The sequence below is a fragment of the Cellvibrio sp. genome (assembly GCF_039207905.1).
GTDB lineage: Bacteria > Pseudomonadota > Gammaproteobacteria > Pseudomonadales > Cellvibrionaceae > Cellvibrio.
In genome coordinates this window covers 77,279-94,625 of sequence record NZ_JBCECX010000003.1, presented here as the reverse complement: position 1 = coordinate 94,625, position 17,347 = coordinate 77,279, and the positions used below count along the sequence as shown (strand labels likewise).

General features: G+C 44.4%; 13 protein-coding genes. 3 read left to right on the top strand and 10 right to left on the bottom strand.

The annotated features are described in order from the left end of the window. Window positions 1-2,642, top strand: a 2,642-nt coding sequence (locus AAGC78_RS02460; protein ID WP_435782445.1) for a TonB-dependent receptor domain-containing protein, incomplete at its 5' end; no start/stop codon positions are given. Between the two features lie 316 nt (window positions 2,643-2,958). Next, a complete protein-coding gene (locus AAGC78_RS02455) occupies window positions 2,959-3,684 on the top strand; it encodes a hypothetical protein (protein WP_435782444.1) in 726 nt (241 codons plus the stop codon). 73 nt (window positions 3,685-3,757) lie between these two features. On the opposite strand, the gene AAGC78_RS02450 is transcribed toward AAGC78_RS02455, so the two are convergent. The 7 genes from AAGC78_RS02450 to AAGC78_RS02420 all read right to left on the bottom strand — a co-directional run bounded on the left by AAGC78_RS02450 (window position 3,758) and on the right by AAGC78_RS02420 (window position 12,766). Continuing rightward, a complete protein-coding gene (locus AAGC78_RS02450; protein ID WP_435782443.1) occupies window positions 3,758-4,291 on the bottom strand; it encodes a hypothetical protein in 534 nt (177 codons plus the stop codon). A 20-nt stretch (window positions 4,292-4,311) separates the two neighbouring features. Then, window positions 4,312-5,304, bottom strand: coding sequence for a porin (locus tag AAGC78_RS02445; RefSeq protein ID WP_435782442.1), 993 nt, complete (start codon window positions 5,302-5,304; stop codon window positions 4,312-4,314). 292 nt (window positions 5,305-5,596) lie between these two features. Beyond that, on the bottom strand, window positions 5,597-6,340 hold the full coding sequence (locus AAGC78_RS02440; RefSeq protein ID WP_435782441.1) for an HvfC family RiPP maturation protein: 744 nt from the start codon (window positions 6,338-6,340) through the stop codon (window positions 5,597-5,599). Further along, a complete protein-coding gene (locus AAGC78_RS02435; protein WP_435782440.1) occupies window positions 6,337-7,194 on the bottom strand; it encodes an HvfB family MNIO-type RiPP peptide maturase in 858 nt (285 codons plus the stop codon). The genes AAGC78_RS02440 and AAGC78_RS02435 overlap by 4 nt, the downstream gene beginning before the upstream one ends. Next, entirely contained in the window at window positions 7,194-7,529 is a 336-nt protein-coding gene (locus AAGC78_RS02430) for an HvfA family oxazolone/thioamide-modified RiPP metallophore (protein WP_435782439.1), read from the bottom strand. The genes AAGC78_RS02435 and AAGC78_RS02430 overlap by 1 nt, the downstream gene beginning before the upstream one ends. A gap of 141 nt (window positions 7,530-7,670) precedes the next feature. Then, complete coding sequence (gene hrpA / locus AAGC78_RS02425) at window positions 7,671-11,633, bottom strand: ATP-dependent RNA helicase HrpA (RefSeq protein WP_435782438.1); 3,963 nt, start codon at window positions 11,631-11,633, stop codon at window positions 7,671-7,673. A gap of 119 nt (window positions 11,634-11,752) precedes the next feature. Continuing rightward, on the bottom strand, window positions 11,753-12,766 hold the full coding sequence (locus AAGC78_RS02420; RefSeq protein WP_435782437.1) for a cupin-like domain-containing protein: 1,014 nt from the start codon (window positions 12,764-12,766) through the stop codon (window positions 11,753-11,755). A 254-nt stretch (window positions 12,767-13,020) separates the two neighbouring features. Here AAGC78_RS02420 and AAGC78_RS02415 point away from each other — a divergent pair, with 254 nt between their 5' ends. After that, window positions 13,021-13,728: a DUF6445 family protein gene (locus AAGC78_RS02415; protein ID WP_435782436.1), complete on the top strand. Its 708-nt coding sequence runs from the start codon at window positions 13,021-13,023 to the stop codon at window positions 13,726-13,728. Between the two features lie 82 nt (window positions 13,729-13,810). Here the strand turns inward: AAGC78_RS02415 and AAGC78_RS02410 are convergent, their stop codons facing one another. The 3 genes from AAGC78_RS02410 to AAGC78_RS02400 all read right to left on the bottom strand — a co-directional run bounded on the left by AAGC78_RS02410 (window position 13,811) and on the right by AAGC78_RS02400 (window position 17,245). Continuing rightward, the gene (locus AAGC78_RS02410) at window positions 13,811-14,824 is read right to left on the bottom strand and encodes a cupin-like domain-containing protein (protein ID WP_435782435.1); all 1,014 of its coding nucleotides are present in this window, start codon (window positions 14,822-14,824) and stop codon (window positions 13,811-13,813) included. Window positions 14,825-14,887: 63 nt separating this feature from the next. Next, window positions 14,888-15,622 carry a SapC family protein gene (locus AAGC78_RS02405; protein WP_435782434.1) on the bottom strand — a complete coding sequence of 245 codons (735 nt, stop codon included), beginning with the start codon at window positions 15,620-15,622 and terminating at the stop codon, window positions 14,888-14,890. A 51-nt stretch (window positions 15,623-15,673) separates the two neighbouring features. Continuing rightward, window positions 15,674-17,245, bottom strand: a complete 1,572-nt coding sequence (locus tag AAGC78_RS02400) for a tryptophan halogenase family protein (RefSeq protein WP_435782433.1) — start codon at window positions 17,243-17,245, stop codon at window positions 15,674-15,676. Window positions 17,246-17,347 lie beyond the last annotated feature (102 nt).

Here is a 17,347-nt window from a genome sequence, read left to right as displayed (position 1 = left end):
CTTTGGGTATTTGCCAAATTGCCCTTGCCCAGGAAGCCGCAACCGAAGCACCTGCTGCTGACGCATCCCTGGATGCCCCAGTTATTGATGAAATGCTGGTAACCGGCCGCCAACAGACAGCTGCCCAAGCGGTAATCACCGAGCGTATTGAAGATCCTTTTGCTGCAGATCTTATGAGTTCTGATCAGCTATCACGCACCGGTGACTCCACCGTTGCTATGGCACTCACCCGCGTACCTGGCGTTACCGTTTTAGACGGAAAATACGTTTATGTGCGCAGCCTTGGTGAGCGCTACTCAAGCACCACACTAAACGGTGCCGCAGTTCCTTCACCTGAGCTTACTCGTAACGTACTACCACTGGATCTTATTCCGGCCAGTATCGTTGAAACATTAAAAGTTCAAAAAGCTTACTCGCCAGAATTACCCGCTAACTTTGGTGGGGGCAGCGTGGACATCCGCACCAAAGGTGTACCGGATGAATTCCTGTTTAGCGTTTCTATGGGCTCAGGCACCAATTTTGATAGTCAGGATGGTTTGACTCACGCCAGTCATGGTGAAGAGCACAACATGCCAGCAGCCATTAAAAGCGGACTCGATACTTACAACGGCAACCTTAGTGAACAACGTATTCGTAGCTATTATCAACAAACCAACCCGTCTTCCAGCAGTGCGAATACTGCCGCGTTTGCGACAGCAACCAACCGCGATTTTTTGCTGTCATTGAATCGCGATGTTGAGATCTACGAGAGATCATTGCCGGTTGATTTTTCAGGTAGTTTGGCTCTGGGTAATAGCTGGGCAATCAACGATGATTTCACCTTGGGTGCAGTGGCTAACTTTTCGCAAGACACCAAGTGGCGCAACAAAGACCAAGAGCGACAAGCAATTGGCTCACCTGATTCAAATTTCTCCAAAACTGAACGCACTAGCGAAGAAACTCGTCAGGTTCTCTCAACCAACGTTGGTCTGAACTATCAGGAGATGCATAACCTGCAAGCTGGCTTTTATCATATTGAAAACATCCATGATGAAGCCCGCATCAAAACCGGATATGACGGCAGCCGCTACGAACAAGAGAATGGCTCGCAATATGTGGTTTACGACACACGCATGGAAAATCGCGAGCTTGAAGTAGCTCAGGTAAATGGTGAGCACAAGTTCGACCAATTTAATTCCGATTTCCTGGACACCTTGGTATTTGACTGGTTCTACTCTGACTCAACCGTAAATACCGATATCCCCAACCATGCAACCATCTCCGGTGACAACACTGTAGATGTGCTGACCGGTAAAGTAATCAACACCCAATTATCACCAGCCTCCGCAATGGCAGTATTTGAATTCCTGAATTTGGAAGACAGCGTTGAAAGCAGCGGTTGGAATATGAAAGTTCCATTTGTATTCGATCGTTTGAAACTGACGCTATCCGGCGGTGCTAACTTCACCCAAAAATCGCGTGAATATTACGGCTACACCATCAATATTGCAGCAACTGGCGGTTATAACGTATTGGGTGGCAACGTTAATGATGTACTTAATAGCGACCGCGTTACCAATCTCGCAAACCGATTTGAAGTCAGCTCGGGCGGAGGTTTCGGTACAGAAAGCTATGTTGCCGGCCAAATTATTGAAGGCGCTTACGGGATGTTCGATGCAAACTGGGACGATACCTGGCGTGTAACCGGTGGTGCCCGTAAAGAAACCTTCAAACAGGGCTTGCTTCCTCTCGACTTATTGGACTACGAGGGCGGCACTCTTGAAGCCACCATGCAGGACATGATCAATAATCCAGATCAACGCTACGGGTTTGCGCAAGACGACTGGTATCCATCCCTTGCCGTCACTTATATGAACGAAGGCTTCATGAACACCGAAGCATTTCAGGTTCGTTTAAGTGCGAGTGAAACCGTTGTTCGCCCAGACCTGCGTGAAATGTCAGATGTTTCCTATATCGATACCGAATTGGGTATGCGCGTTAGAGGAAATTCTCGTCTTGAGTTCACTGAGTTGAAACACTACGACTTGCGTGCCGAGTGGTTCTTTGAAAGCGGCAACAACCTTACCGCAACCTTGTTTTATAAAGACATTGCCAACCCAATCGAAAGCGTGCGCCAACCAGGCTCCGATGACGATGTAATCCTGTCATTCGAAAACGGTTTGAGCGGTGAGATGTATGGTTTGGAACTCGAAGGCCTCTACTCTGTCGGTGGCGGATTCTTTACTTCGACCAACCTGACACTCAGCGATTCGGAAATTGTTTCACCTGAAGGTCAGGGTTATACCAACCCGGTGCGCACAATGACCGGCCAATCAGAATACGTACTTAACACCCAATTAGGTTTTGACTCTGATGATGGCAAGCACAGTGCATCGCTGGTGTATAACTTGTTTGGTGAGCGCTTATTCTTTGCAGCCAAAGGAATCGGACCACATCAGGACGCCTTCGAACAACCGTTTAACTCGTTGGATTTAACCTATTCCTGGTACGCAACCGATAACCTGACCACCAAAATCAAGCTGGGGAATATCCTCAACGAAGAGCGTGTGTTTAAACAAGTAAACAACAATGGCGAAAACGTCACCATCCTGAAGCAGCAAGTAGGCACCAGCTTTAGCTTTGATGTGAAGTTCACTTACTAAATAATCGAGTGCAGCGATTTAAAATCGCCAGCAACTGCAGATGATCAAGCCACCCTCGGGTGGCTTTTTTATTGGACAACAATTAAAAACAACTTAATCCAGCAATATCAGGAAAAACCAAAGAGAAGGAATTCAACGGAATATAAAAAAACCGTAAATAAATAAAGTATTTTAACTTTTAGCCATTAAAAGACAGTTTTGTCACAAACTATTCATAATAGTGTGTTAGGTCGAGTGCTAATCTGACATTGAAGTCGGAAATCGATGACCCGAAAGGGTGCAGGTTGCCGTTTATTGATCAACGAGGAGCACAAAAATGACTAACAAAACTCTTAAAAACTTGATTCGCTCAATGGCAATTCTAGCTGCAGCTGCACCGTTTGCGAGTTACGCATCCGCCTACACTCCAGCAAAATTTGGCAACGCCACTGAAACACTGGGCAAACAAATCACCCTACCCGCTTCATTTGGCGAAAATATAAAAACCGTTTCTGTTTATTGCCAGGCGGACGTAATGACTACCGGCAATATTAATAACGTGACCTGTTATGAAAACAGCCCTCTCGTTTCCATGCAAAAAGTGACTGAATCAGCATTGAAATCAGCCACCTTTGAACCAGCGGCCATTGACGGGAAAACGGTTCCCGTAAGAATGCAATTGCGTGTGGTCTACTCACTAGGCGGAACCCAAGCCCCTATTGTACTGCTACCAAACCTGGGAACCTTGCAAGCACAGTACGGTGCGCACTATTACGCTCCGCAAGAGCGCCTCGATACCAGTGACTGGTATGCAAATTACAGCACCAAAGAACGTGGCAACGGAAAAAATTTCTTTGCTGAAGGTAAAATGACGCGCGTAATGGCAAACATAGAAACGAGTGGTGATGTAGAAACCGTAAGCACTATTGAAGCAGCCTTACGTAAAAAAGCAGATGCAGAAAATATTGAAAACTCACTGAAAAAATCCAAGTTTATTCCTGGTTTTGTACAGAATAAACCAACCGCAATGCACTACATCGCAGTTGTTAACTATCAAAAATAATTAACAACTTTCAGCTTTAAAAAAGGCCGCAAATTTGCGGCCTTTTTCGTTTAAACAGGAGCAAACAATCCCATTAAAGACAGCTGAAAACAATACTTAAACCAATTCGTCCCATTGGCAGAGGCCGATAATTTTCTTGGTGTACAGCAAACCCTCGCTCACATTTTTCCATTGCCTTTGGTAGCAACTGGTTGCGAGCAACGGGCACGTTTGCCCATTGATCTACTTCAGTGCTTAATAAAAAATTAGCAGCAGTGGATAAAGTCTCATTGGTTTTTCTCAAGGCAGGTTGATCTGATTTTACACCTGCAGACTCCTTAGCCTGTGAGGTTGATAGTACAGCGCCCTCCTCTCCTTTTTTAAAGGCTTTTTGCAGAAAACCGTTTAGCCCTTCATCGCTGTAGTCACAATTTTTTTTATTAACATTCATGGAGTCTGCTTCGTCGACTGCAGATCCGCATTTATCATCGGCATATGCAAAACTAGCCATTAATCCCAGCATGATTATCGCCAAAGGTTTCATCACTTTCTCCAGATGCATAATTAATCTTTTAACTTGTAAACACACTAAAATAATAAAGGGTGCATAAGCACCCTTTATTTTCAAATCCTATTCATGTGATTGAATTAGAATTTGTAATCTACACCAGCACCGATATAAGTATCATCACGATAAGCAGGGTTAATAACCGCCGGAGTATTTATCATGCTCGGAAGGCCATTTTCAACTTTAGTGGCATAAGAAAACAGAGTAGAGTTTTTGGTCATTTTGTAATCCAAACCAATACTTGCAGTTTCACCCTCAGCCATTCTTACATCAGATTGACCGTACTGAGCTTTCAGCACCCACTTATCGGTCATGTTCCATAATGCAGAAGCCATTACACCATCTTCATCTGCACCAGTGTTGTCGTTCTCATATTTCTCACCCAATAAGCCGAGTTGCACTGGGCCTATATTTACGCGTGCCGCTACGCGAATCAGATCTACACCTTCTGCTTCAACATCTTGATCCACACCTACACCAGCATAAAATACAGCACTGGTATAACCGAAAGAAGCCGAAACACCATTACCTGGTTCAGTACCTGCAGGATTGTTTTGCTTGAAGGTACCGTCATTCTCTTCAGTCACATAAGCAACAGATCCAGAAAAACCACCACCAAAAACGGGAGTGGTGTATTGAACGATATTGCTCGCACGAATTTCACCTTTGAAGATAGTGGTGAGATCGCCTTCAAGATCGTTGAATACGTCAACTTTTTCTTGAACTACTTTAGTTGGAGTATCGAAATGCCCGCCCATGATAGTACCGGCTACACCCTGCAGACCAATGAACATATTACGTGGTGCAAAAGTTTGGCTATTTGATCCGTTGCCGTCATCTACTTCGGTTTGGTATTCAAACTGATAAATGACTTTCAGGCTGGAATTTACTTCCTCACCGCCTTTCACGCCAATACGCGAGGCATTGCTCACCAATTCTATGCGGCTGCCATCCAAAGCAGCTTCATCAGCATTTTGCAAAGACACGTTCGCTTTACCGTAAACAGTAACGTCAGCGAATGCAGCAGCAGGAAGTACAGAAGAAATAATCACGGCCAATAATGTTTTTTTCATGGAGTCGTCTCCTAGATGTGTGTTTTTGATGTTCATTTCCTGAACACCGGGAGTCAGGTGTTATTAAAATAGTGACAGTTGTGTTTCAGGGTCGTTGCCATTGTGTGACTATAAAGTTACAGAAATATGACAGAGCAGCCCGAACAACGCGGGCGGATTATATAAACAAACCAACCAGCGTTTTGTGATTAAACTTGCTTTTATATTAAATTTGCAATCTTTTTGCACAATTTTCAGCCATTTGGCAATTAAAAAAAGCAGAATTTATCTGTAAAAACAGAAAAAGAAGCTTTTAGTCAAAGTGACTGATGATATCCAGAGCAAATAATTCAGCGATTAAACGCTCGGAATCGTCGAATAAAATTCCGGGTTCAAGGAGCTGTAACTCGCTTGCAATGGTACTTAAATGCACTTCAAGACACTCATCCAGATTCGTTTGCAGCAAGTAAAGTAAACGCAAGGTAATCGCATTTGCAGCCATAAAACAAACCTTATCCACCCTGTTGCGATAGACCAGCAACCGGGTTGGTTCAGGCGCGACTGGTTGATAGGTCGGTGATATTTTATGCACCGGATACTGATACGTCAGGCAAACAACCAGCGGGGAAACCCGTGGCTTGGACAATAACAAATTTTCTGGATAGGCTGATTTGTGGGGAATATTTTCAATATTCACATCCAGCGCAAGTTCAATCCATTCGTAATGCGCCAGCTCAAGTAGAAACACCGGATCATTTTCACGCAAGCCGCGTTCACTCATTAAAAATTGCAAAAACTCTTCACTAATTTCCAAAAAATACGGCGTTTGGCATGAATGCCGATGAATAAATTCCCGCACTAATGAGTGCCAATAATCATCAGTCACAAGCGAACGAATGACCGGAAAAACATTGGCGATAAAATTTTCAATATTGTTATAAATCAGCTCGCGATAAATGCCCACTCGCCGCTCATCAATTGCCACCGGTGCAGGATAAAGATCTGGTGCACGCAGATGTTTTGCAAATGCTAATTGGGTTTCTTGAAAACTTTTCATCGCGACATCGACGCAGAAAAATGTTGGCGTTTTTTTATTTCATCCAGCTCGGCCATTAATTCGGGCAACGGGGGAATATTAAAATCACGCTCTAACAAGGTAGGTTTCACGCCAAATAATGCGTAAGCTTTATCGAGCAGATCCCACACCGGTGAAATAACTGCTGTTCCATGCGTATCTACACGTAAATCTTCCGCTTCGTGATAGTGACCAGCAATGTGAATATAAGCCGTGCGTTCGCCGGGTAAACTGGCCAGGAATTCGTAGGGATCATATTGATGGTTGATACTGTTAACGTAAATATTGTTTACGTCGAGCAACAGTGCGCAATCTGCTTTTTTGATAACCGCATTGATAAATTCACTTTCACTCAGCTCTTGTTGCGGCGCGCAATAATAGGATGAATTTTCAATCGCTATTCGCTGTCCGAGAATATCCTGTGCTCGTTGAATGCGCTCAGCAACATAATCAACAGCCTCTTCAGTAAACGGGATGGGTAGCAAATCATAAAGCTGCCCCTCATCACTGCAATAACTTAAATGCTCGCTGTAATAACGAATGCCATGCTCGTGCATTAAATTTTTTATTGCCTGAAGCAAATCGATATTCAGCGGCGCAGGAGAGCCTATTGAAAGAGATAAGCCATGACATACAAAAGGAAAACGTTCGGTATAAGCGCGAAAACTTTTCCCCAAGCGTCCACCGACATTGATCCAGTTTTCTGGCGCAACTTCCAGAAAGTGAATATCGTTGGGAGTAGATTCTTGCAGGGTATTTAACAGTGTTCGGCGCAGGCCTAAACCTGCGCCGGATATTGCGGGAGTGTAATTTGCTACATTTAATTTAGCTGACATTACTCAGCTTTTTTCTCTTCTGCAGCGTCTTTGGTTTTGTCCTTACCAGCACCACATTTACCTTCGCCGCACTTGTGTTCGCCCTCAGCTTTTTTATCGGCGCTACTGGCTTTTTTATCATCCTTCGGCTCTTTATGTTCAGCGGCACATTTACCTTCACCGCATTTGTGCTCACCATCTGACTTATGGTCATGATTGTCGGCAAGTGTGTATCCAACTTCAAGCTGAGTGGTTGAGAAGGTCGCTTCAGCCGCGGATGCAGCAGGTGCAAGAGCTGCAGATGCAACAAAAGCAGCGCCGAGCAAGGCAGACATAGAGGACATTTTATTATTCATCGTAAACTCCGTCGTGTTAGTGTCATTGGAATAGATCTAAAACTGAACGAAAACTACCATAGCCTACAGCGTTGCACTAGTGAAATAGCCGACTTTTGTGCCCTGACTAGCATCCTTACTTAATTTTGAGCGGTGACTATTTTAACCTTGGGCTTCAAGCATTGCCTGTTCCCACTGCTTATCCATACGTTTATCGGATACTGGAATCAGGGTTTTTAGCGTTTGCGCAAATAAAGAGATTCGCAACTCCTCGATCCACCAGCGGTATTCTAGCAAGCTAGCGTTTTGCGCCAGTCGATACTCGCCCTCCTTTGTCAGATAGTCCGCCAACCGCTGCCAATGAGGTGCAATTTCGGCGAGTTGTAATTTATCTTTCTGCGGATTGAGCGCTGCTTTTTCCAGACGCTGCTGGATGCCGCGCATGTATTTTGGATACTGCGGCAACCACTGCGCAGGGGTTTTATAAACCAGACTGGGATAAAACAATTGCGTTAATTGCTGATTAATATCACTAATAGTAAACGCGAGCATCAATGCGTTTTTTTGTTGTTTCAGTTGTTTTTTAACATCCACCAGTAATTTCAAACTACTGACAAGATGATGTGCGAGATCTTGTGCATGAGCGATCAACTTATCTTTTGCCAGATTAATCCGCTCTTCGAATTGCACTTTGGTGCGCGGCAAATTTTTCTGCTCTGGTACAGCCAGCTGCTTAATAGCAGCCATAATTAAATCGTCGGCCACTTGTTCGCGATTACCAATTCCCGCCAGGGTCAGTGCAACCTCCTGCCCTTTTAATAACTCCTTTTGCAAATATTTTACTGTCTGTGCCAATGATAAATATACCAACCGCGCTAATCCACGCTGGGTTAAATCCAACGCTTGCAATGGATTATCCAACACCTGCAAAGCTACTGAAGATTGTTTATCTACTAATGCCGGATAAGCACGAATACTGATTCCACCGCGCGGCAATTGGATTGATTGCGGCAATTCATCAAAGTCCCAAGAAGAAATTCCATCGCGTTCAATATTGGTCGCAGCAGATTGGATATTTTGTTGCACTCGCTCACGATATTTTTCACGCAAAGGCGACAAGTCACGACCGCTGGCAATGATCTTGCCTTTGTCATCAACCACATGAATATTAAAACGATAATAATCATCCACGTTGGTTTCCAGCCAAGCTTCGTTGGCGATATCAACACCAGTCAATCGCTTTAATTGCACTCCTAATGCTTCAGTTAAAGGTTTGTTATCCGGCGATAAAGTGGCCAAAATTTTATCAACAACATCGGGCACAGGTACAAAATGTTTGCGCAGATTTTTCGGGAGCGACTTAATTAAACCAATGCACTTTTCTCGCAGCATTCCCGGCACCAACCATTCCAACCTTTGCTCGGGAACCTGATGTAAAACACTCATAGGCACATGGATGCTGACCCCATCAAACGCATGGTTTGGTTCAAAATGATAGCTCAGCGGAAATACCATGCCACGCCATTCCAGCTCATTCGGGAACTGTGCCTGAGTGATGTCACCCGCACCGTGGCGCATCAGAATTTCACGCGTCAGGAATAACAGCTTGGGATTCGTATGCTCTGCCTTTTTGCGCCAAGCTTCAAACCCGGCCAAATTCACTACACTTTCAGGAATGCGCTCATTATAAAAATCAAAAATTACTTGTTCATCTACCACAATATCGCGGCGGCGCGCTTTGGATTCCAGATCCTCCAATTCTTTTAGCAACGCTTGTTGATGCACAAAAAAATCATTCTGCTGATTTTTATTCTGCGCATGTTTGCGTTTTGGATGTTGGTCATATTGTCCTTCCACCAACGCAGCGCGGATAAATACCTCACGGCTTTGGGCTGGGTCAATATGGCTGTAACTGACAGATTTTTTCTCAACAATCACCAAACCGTACAAAGTGATTTTTTCGAACACCATTACTTGACCGCTACGGCTATCGTAATGCGGCTCAAAGTGCTGGCGCTTTATTAAATGCTCGGCTGCGGCAATTACCCACTCAGGCTCAATTTTAGCGACTGTGTGGGCAAACAACTTGGAGGTCTCAATCAACTCCGCCGCCATAATCCATTTGGGCGTTTTTTTGACGAGCGATGAACCCGGGAAAATCGCAAATTTGCGATTGCGCGCACCACTGTATTCGCGCTCTTCGTGATTAAACCCTAGATTGCCCAATAACCCGGTCAATAATGCTTTGTGGATGGATTCATAATTAGCAGGTTCGGAATTGACCCGAATCCCGAGATCTTTCACCGCAATGCACAATTGATGGTGCACATCGCGCCACTCACGCAAACGCAAATAAGAGAGGAATTCTTTTTTGCACAGTTTACGCAATTGATTCTGCGTTAATTCCTGGCGTTGGGTTTCGAAGTAATCCCACAGGTTTACATAGCCTAAAAAATCCGAGTGCTCTACCCAAAAGCGGCGATGGCTTTGGTCTGCTGCTTGCTGTTTTTCTACAGGACGCTCACGTGGATCTTGCACGGACAAAGCACTGGCAATAATCAGCAATTCGCGTACACAGGATTGCTCCTGCGCGGAGATCAACATACGCGCCAAGCGTGGATCAAGCGGTAACTTACTGAGCTGCTGCCCCACTGGCGTCAGGTGATTTTTTACATTAACTGCGTGTAACTCTTCGAGTAATTTAAAACCATCGCTGATCAGGCGATGGTCAGGTGCATCGATAAAAGGAAACTTATGGATATCGCCCATGCGCAGTTGCAGCATCTGCAAAATAACCGCTGCAAGATTAGTACGCAGGATTTCTGCATCAGTAAACGCCGGGCGCGAGTTAAAATCTTCCTCGCTATACAAGCGAATACAGATACCTTCGGCCACACGACCACAACGGCCTTTACGCTGATTCGCACTCGCTTGTGAAACAGGTTCAATTGGTAAACGTTGTACTTTGGTGCGATATGAATAGCGGCTGATACGCGCAAAACCCGGATCAATTACGTAACGGATTCCCGGCACAGTAATCGAGGTTTCTGCAACGTTAGTAGCCAATACAATGCGCCGACCAGTGTGAGGAGCAAATACTTTTTGTTGCTCTGACAAACTTAAGCGAGCATAAAACGGAATCACTTCCATATGCGCAAATTGCGCTTTGCGCAGCGCTTCTGCGGCTTCACGAATTTCGCGTTCACCACTTAAAAAAACCAGAATGTCGCCACCGCGCACACCTGATCCGGTTTTTTCGTTTAACTCAATCTCATGCACTGCATCGACAATCGCGGCGTATTGATCAGGCTCAGCTTCACTATCATCACTGCCTTCAAATTCATACAGAGGGCGATACCAAACTTCAACCGGATAGGTACGGCCAGACACTTCAATAATCGGAGCGTTATTAAAATGTTGTGAGAAACGCTCAAGATCAATCGTTGCTGAGGTAATAATTAATTTTAGATCGGGGCGTTTGGGCAACAACTGCTTTAAATAGCCGAGCAGAAAATCGATATTCAAACTGCGCTCATGGGCTTCATCGATGATGAGCGTATCGTATTTATTCAGATAGGGATCATGCTGGATTTCCGCCAGCAAAATACCGTCGGTCATTACTTTGATCAGTGTATTTTCATTCGACTGGTCGCTAAAGCGAACCTGATACCCCACTTTTTCACCCAGCGGAGTTTTTAATTCTTCGGCAATGCGATTGGCAACGGTATTCGCGGCGATACGACGCGGCTGTGTATGGCCAATCAAACCACCGACACCGCGTCCAATCGTCAAACAAATTTTGGGGATCTGCGTGGTTTTACCCGAGCCGGTTTCACCTGCCAAAACGACTACTTGATTGGCAGCAATAATTTGCGCAATCTCATCGCGCTTTTCACAAACGGGTAAATTCGGGAATTCGATATCGACAGGCACAAGTTGTGTGCGACGTGTAACCGCTGCCTGCGAGCGGGCCAATTGGCTTTGCCATTTCTCTAATGCTTGATCATAGGGTTTTTCGGCACGTGCTAATTTCTCGATCTCACCTAATCGGCGAATGAGATTGTGCCTGTCCTGCCCCATCACATTAACGATGGATTGTTTATAACTTGACCAAATATTCGACATATCAACCCGACTTACTGTTCTTGCAATCCGGTGCGATGTGGATTCATCGCACCGGTAAATAAGCGGGGGATAATACAGCGGGGACTATCAGGGATTCAAACACTTACCGATTCAACGACCTAGCGATTCAAGCGATTGATTAGCCACGCCCGCAACTGGCGCGCCTGCATATCATCAATCGGCCCCAGCACGCCTTGAGCAGCTGGCGGGATATTTTCAGCCGCATTGGCTTGATCGCCAAAAATATAGAAATCAAACAGAATCTTCCACGCCGCTTTTTCTTTCTCCGGCAAATCGCGAATACTCAGCATTGCGTGCTTTAGCACATTGATTCCTGGCCCCATAAATGGCGGCACAGTGCGCCACCAGTAATTGACCAGCACATTTAACGTATCCAGCCCCTCAACGTGGTGCCACCACATGCTTGGAATATAAAGCGCGTCGCCCGGTTCCAGAGTAGCAACCTGCCCTGCGGCCATGGCCTGACGAAAACGCGGGAATTTTTCAAAATCCGGTTTGGCAAAATCGACAAGACTGATTTGCTGTCCAGCGGGATTAAAATCGAGCGGCCCCGGATACAGGTTTTCAATCTGCTCCGGTGGAAAAACAGTAAAACGACGCTTACCAACCAAACTGCAGGCAAGATTATCAGGAGCATCGTAATGGCAAGCGATGCGCGATTTATTACCAATCCAGATACTGACCAGCGCATCAGCAAGCGGGATAGTTAAATCGTTTTGCTCACGAAATCCCGGTAGGCACACATCAACCGTGGTTGAGCCCACATAGAAAGTAGCCGGATTCGGATTCGACTTATATTCGAGAATTTTGTCCAGTACATCATCCAACCTGCATCTATCTGACCTGTAATTCAGGCCTGAAAGATCGTTGTTGTAGAAGTAGAAGCCCTCAGCTTCAGGAGCCCCCAAAAAAGTACCCACGGTTTTGTCGCCGTAAAAGGACCGCAGATAAGCATCAGCCGCCTCATGAGATGTTAATCCCGCCTGCACCAGCGGCCAATTACGCGCTACGCCTTTGAGAATCAGCGGCTCGTTACCGCCCAGTAATTCAGGGGGAATATTGAGCGGATCTATACCGTGAACTTCTTTGACGAGGCTGGGGATGTCTAGCATGGGATATATCTACTTCGTATGTTATTTAATCGAGGAGCGACCGGAGATGAAGTAGATTTGACCATTAACCCGCTATAAAAGGCAATTGATTTGAATCAGAAACTCAGTTTTCTACGCTTCTGTAGGTACCATAACGCTGGCTAGCATTCTCCAAACCGATTACTATTCCATTACGTTTTACAGCTTTAGCAAGACTATAAAAATTCTGTTTTTTGTCCCTGCAAAAATAAAATTTATACAGGCAAATAATTAACATGTCAGATAATTTTTTACCTCCACTACACCCTCAATTCAGTTACCACATTGACCATGTTGGCAATGAAAAAACGCCGGTATTGGTAGTAGATAATTTTTTACAGGATGCAGAAAAACTCTTGGAACTTGCTATGAAATTTGGCGACTTTCGAGACGGGACTAATTTTTATCCGGGAATACAATCAAATGTACCGGATTTTTACAGTCAGGCACTGCAACTTTATTTGACTGAGATTATTTGCAAGGCGTTTAATCTTAAACTGGAAAATATACATTATTCCGTCTCCACCTATTCCTTGGTTTTAACGCCACCTGCTCGATTAGCATTACCGCAATCGCGCCCTCACGTTGATACAATTCACAAAGAACAACTGGCGTGTGTGCATTATCTGTGCACGCCAGAAAAAGGCGGCACATCACTCTATCGGCATAGGGCTACAGGTTTTGAACAACTGTCGCCAGAGAGAATGGATGTTTACGGGGAACATTTGGATAAAGAGGCATTGGATACCAGCTGGCATAAAAAATACATCAATGGCTCCAATCAATACTATGAAGAAATTGGCCGCTATGAGGCCAACTTCAATCGTTTGATTGTGTATCCGAGCGATGTATTGCACTCAGCATCAATCCCTGAAAACCTTCAGTTCCGCCCAAATCCAATCGTAGGACGCCTGACATTGAATAGCTTTATTTATCTGAAATAACAAGAGCGATCATATCCAATCGCTCACATTACAATAAAAATTCAAAGGATGTTTATTACTTAACAGTCGTTAAGCGAGCAGTCTATCTGTTTAGCTGATTCAACAAGCGCGCACGAATCTTACGGGCATTGTCATCGGTCAACTCGCCGATTGCGCCTTGGGCTTGCTCTGGAATGTGCGCAAAATTTTCTTTTTGATAATCGAAAATATAATGATCAAAAATCATTTTCCATGCAGCACGCTGTTCGGGCGGCAAATCACGGATTGATAAGACTGCATCAAAAAGTGCATTCACTGGTTTTCCAAAAAATAAAGGCGACCACTTAAACCAGTAGTTCACTAATATGTTAAGTGAACTCAAGCTTTCTACATGATGCCACCACATACTGGGAATAAATATTCCATCGCCTGGCTCCAGATCAGCAATCTGGGCATGCTGTAGCGCTTCTTTAAATTTCGGATATTTTTCAAAATCGGGATTGTAAAAATCGACAAGACTAATCGCTTGTCCCGCCGGGGTTTTATCCAATGGACCTACGTACAGGTTTTCCATTTGCTCAAAAGGAAACAACGTAAAGCGCCTGTGGCCAACTACTGAACAGGCAATATTCAAGGGACTATCCCAATGCGCTGCGATGCGGCATTTGTTCGATATCCAAATACTGACCATGGGATTGTGCTGCCCCAACCCCAAATCATTTTCCGCACGAAAGCCAGGTAGATACTCATCCACTGAGGTGGAGCCAATATAGATAGAGGGTGGCTGCGGATTATTGGTGTTCAATAACAATTGTTTTAATGCAAAATCCAGCTTGGCACTGACTTTATCGTAATTAAAGCCGGTCATACTTTCATCATAGAAAATACGACCATTATTCTCCGGCTTACCCAAGAAAGCAGCAACTTCTTGGCCTTTATAATATTGCAGCAAATACCTTTCGACCTCCTCATGGGAGGAAAGGCCAGCTTTTACAATGGGCCAGGAAGATGCGAGGCCTTTTAAAATTAACGGCTCACTCGATAACAACACCTCATCCGGTATTTGATCCGGAATGCAGCCATGGACAACTTTTACTTTTTTATCAATATTAATCATAAAAACAACTTAATGATTTTTGTTGTCACAAAAATATCATGAGCCAAAGTTATTGAGAAAATTTTATTGACTCAGCACTTTCGCCTCAATACGGGCAATTAGTTTGATCATATTGGCATGAGAAGCTAATGCCATGTAGATACATTCTAAAAATCCCTTGCCATGAAGCTCGGCAACAGCGCCGCCAGATAAAGCCGTTAATTTATCTTCATTAATAGTGTACAGCCCTGTCAGATTAATACGTTCACCGCTCTTCAATGTAACTTCAAGCGCAACTGTTTCCAGTAACTCATGTGCTAATAACGCATCCGTAAATTGCTCGTTCAAATCTGTGCCGTATTGGATATAGTCCAGCAAATCCACGATTGCTTCCAGATAGGGCGAATAGCCTCCATGTGGCAAAAATACGGCATCGCCCTGACTTTCGCTAATGCGAGGGCTATCCATATCAACATATACCATCTTACTTGGTTGACCAGAAACATCATCTGGTCTTGGCGGCTGTATACCAATCAGGAAAGGTCGTCTTTTTACCGATGCGGGAATGTAGTTCGAGTCCCAGCCTTTTTCCGATAAAAACAAGTTTTCATTTTGGCGCAACCCCGTTAACGCAACAGGAATAAATTTTCCTGTTTCAGCATTCTTCTTAAAAAAAATGGGGTAGTCATTTTGGATTGCGCGAAACTCTTGCGGAAAAGTCACCACGGACATTTCATCATCACCATACTGTGATGAATAATCACGGATTACACGCAGATTTTTATGGTCAACATTATTCAACAAAGCAAAACTAGGCATAGCATCTCCAGAAAAGGAACTATCCAGCATTATTATTTTCAGCGCTGGATTTTAAATTGTTTGTAATCCGTGTTTTTTTATTTTTTCAATCAATTCGCGATTAGGCAGTAAAAGTTTCTTGAGTTGCTGGATGTGCTGTGCATTTTCCATAAACAGGGATTCTGCTTTCCTTAACTTTTTTTCCTGCAAACGTTTTACGTTGCCTTCTATTTTGCTATCAATATCCGCAGATACAGCACCTTTCATACCGTAATAAATATATTGATAGCTGGCAGAAGGAAACATTTCTTCTTTTAATACTTCGTCGTATCGCCACGGGGATTGCGTTTTCCACAATTCCAACAATTCTTTCAAGCTGTCAGGGATTGTACTGGCAAGGCAGTTATCACGCCAATACTCTGTATCCGTACGCTTTGTAAGCACGTAGTGTACCTTTAAAAAATCGATAATTTGTTGCCAATGATGGCTCAGTGTACGATTAAATCGTTTGGCCACTATATCCATAGCAGTGCGATTAGCCGGAAATTGCTCCGCGATCATTTTTGCAGAGACTTCAATCAATACCAGTGCAGTCGCCTCTAATGGCTCAATAAAACCAGCAGACAAACCAATTGCTACACAGTTTTTATGCCAGAAGGTTTGACGATGACCGGGATTAAATGAAATTTTCCTGACCGATAGCTCTTCCGCCATTTTTTTTCCAACGGCTGGAGTGATGTAATTGCGCAACTCTCTTTCAGCTAACTCATCCGTGGTGTAGCTACTTGAAAATACATGTCCAATACCACGCCGGGATTGTAAACCTATATCCCAAATCCAGCCGGAAGACTGCGCAGTCGATAAGGTGTGCGATGCAATAGCATCTGCACCATCTGTATAGGGAATTTGAACCGCCAAGGCGGAGTCATTAAAGAGCGTATTTTTTTGCAAGACTACGGGTATGGCGTAATGCTTTCCAAGCAATAAGGATGACAACCCGGTACAGTCAATAAATAGTTCGCCGGAAACTTCACCTTGGCTGTCGGTAGTGACGGATTTGATATCGCCATTTTCATGGGAATTTATCGCTGTGACATTTGCACGAACGTACTTAACACCTAATTTTTCAACGCAATGCTTATGCAAAAAAGGTGAAAACTTTCCTGCATCAAGGTGGTATCCGTAATTTAATACAGCGCCGAATTCTGCAGTGGAAATTTGTTTGGGCGCATAACCTAAATCGCAAATCGCAGATTGTGGGCACACTGCATTGGCAAAAGGGATTTTATCGCGGAAAGGCATCCAAAATGGAGCCAGATTAATGTCATGATATTTGGCTGGCGCAGTGAACGGATGATAGTAATCATCCTCTTTGGACAAACTTGTCCAGCGGGAGAATTTGGAGCCTTGTTTAAAGCTCGCATCACATTCACGGAAAAATTCGGTTTCTGATATACCCATCGTTTGCAAGGTTGCACACATGGTTGGCCAGGTGCCCTCACCTACGCCGATAGGATTAATATCAGGGGATTCAACCAGCGTGACTTGAACACGCGCAGGGCTTGATGCCGCAATAACACCCGCCGCTAACCAACCGGCGGAGCCACCACCCACTATTACCACTTGGGTTATTTGATCAGTCATATACGACCCGCTGAACTTCTATAATAATTTTTATTGGTAATCAGTATGAACAGAAATAAGCCTAGCGCAAAACGTTAAAAAAGCCGCTGTTTCCAGCGGCTT